This window comes from Endozoicomonas sp. SESOKO4, from assembly GCF_024606275.1.
Genome location: NZ_JAHHPS010000151.1, coordinates 1 through 2,189, shown reverse-complemented (window position 1 = coordinate 2,189; position 2,189 = coordinate 1). Strand labels below are relative to the sequence as shown.

Annotated in this window: 1 protein-coding gene; it reads left to right on the top strand. The window is 49.2% G+C overall.

What is annotated here, in order from left to right; all coding sequences use genetic code 11:
• Positions 1-71: 71 nt before the first annotated feature.
• On the top strand, positions 72-2,189 hold a 2,118-nt coding region (locus KDK16_RS02870), incomplete at its 3' end, for a YhdP family protein (RefSeq protein ID WP_257274588.1).

Below are 2,189 nucleotides of genomic sequence, written 5' to 3'. Positions count from 1 at the left end.
ATTTCATGAGGTCAGATTCAAGGCTGGTAACTTACCTCAAGTCTACCGCTATATGGAGTTTCCGCCTGGTCATGGCGGCCCTTCTGTTTATGGTATTGCTGGTTGCAGGGGCCCGAATCTTTATCGGATGCCTGCCTTTTTTTCAAGACCATCTTGTTGAATATCTTAACGATACACTCGATACCTCATTCGCTATCGATCAGCTGGAGACCAACTGGGCTGGCGGCAGTCCTACTGTCAGCATCAAAGGCTTGTCGCTTCAGGGGAATACTTCTGAAGCCCCCGGCTTTGCTATTGAGCGCCTTGATCTTGAGTTGGATTTGAAAGCCAGTCTGATGAACCGGGCTCCGGTCTTTACCTATCTGGAAGCAGAGGGTGTTACCCTGGCCATACAGAGTGACAGTGATGGCGTGTGGTCGCTCAGGGGAGTTCAATACATCCGCGATGATGGCAAGGGCCTTAACCTGCACAAAACTCTGGAGTTTTTGCAGCTTCAAGAGCACATTGATGTCACCAACTTTTCCCTCACCATGCAGCCTTTTGGCAGCGAGCCGTTAATTCTCGATACCCGCTACTTTTTCATGGTTAAGGAAGAGTCAGAGCTGAGGCATCTTCAGACCCGGATTGTGACTCAACAAGGGGCTCTGGAATTCAAAGCGCTCGGCAAGGGGATTCAAAGAAAGGACATGGCCTGGTCCGGGCTGATCAAGACTGATGCACTGGATCTGGCTCCCTGGACTGCGCTCATTTCACAAGGTGCTCTTCAGTTAAAAAGCGCTGAGTTAAAAAACGCCTATTTGCAAACCGCTCAATTGAATCTGGAGGCCGGGTGGGAATATCTTGATGGTCAATGGCAGTTGCAGGGAGATCTGAATCTGCCAGCCATTGTCTACCATAAAGGTCAGCAAGTGCTACCGGATGCTTCTCTATCCACTGAACTCTCACTGAGCAGCGATTATCTGGTTGGGAGTACAGATTGGAAGCTTGGGTTGAAAAATCTGAGCCTGACATCCGGCGATCATGCGTTTGGTCTTAACATCAAGATTCATGGCAAAAGGGGTAGAGAGTCGATTTACACGACTTCGGTAAGCTCTGTTGATCTGGCAGCCCTTAAATCTTTTCTGGTCAGTACCCAGTTAATGCCAGAGCTGGCTGATGAACTCTTCACTATTCTTAACCCGGCTGGTGAGCTGGATAACATTTCTGCCCAATATTTTCCCGATAAGCCGCTGCGAGAGCGGCTGGATCTTTCTGCGAATCTGAACAACGTTTCAGTAGATGCCTGGAAAGGAGCACCGTCTGCATCAAACGTCAATGGATATCTAAAAATGGGCACGATCAGCGGTTACTTCGACCTGGAAACAGAAAATTTCACTCTGGGGCTGACCGAAGTCTTTCGTAAGGTCTGGCACTATGATAGTGCCAAAGCAAAGCTTAGCTGGGACGTTCTGGATAAGGAGGATTTCTTTCAGCTGAGTAGCGACGATATCACCTTAAAAGCCCCCGAGGGTGATCTTAGTGGTCAGCTGAGACTGGATATTCCTCTGGATGGGAAGGAGCCCATTGTCATGGACCTGAATGTGGGCATGAAAAATGGTGATGCCAGCTATGCTCCGAAATACCTTCCCAGCCAGCTGTCTGCGCTTTCAAAAGAGCTGGTCACGTGGCTTGATACCAGTATCAAAGGGGCAGAAGTCTATGAAGGACGTTTCACCTATGATGGCCCGCTGGAGGACACTGACGACCCTGATGATGTGAAGTGGGGACTCTATTTCGATGTCAATAAAGCGCGCCTGGATTATCACCCTGACTGGCCTGAAGTCTATGACGCCCGGGGGCAGATCTGGGTGGATAACGACAATATAAAGATTGATATTGTGTCGGCAAAGTTACTGGATGCAAAACTCAGCAATGTCCAGGCTGATCTGGCACTGGATAAAAATCTGGATTTGAACATCTCCGGTCAGGTGGCCGCTCTTGGTCAGGATCTGGAAAAGCTCTTGACTGAAACCCCAATTAATAAGCGGCTGAAGGGAGAAGCAAAGAACTGGACGATTCGCGGAGACCTGGATGGCAGCGTCCAGTTGATGATTCCACTGGAGCATGCCATGGATACGTCAGTTGACGTCAGTGTGAAAACATCGGGAGCTTATTTTGGTATAGATACGGCTGATGTTCAGATTGACGAC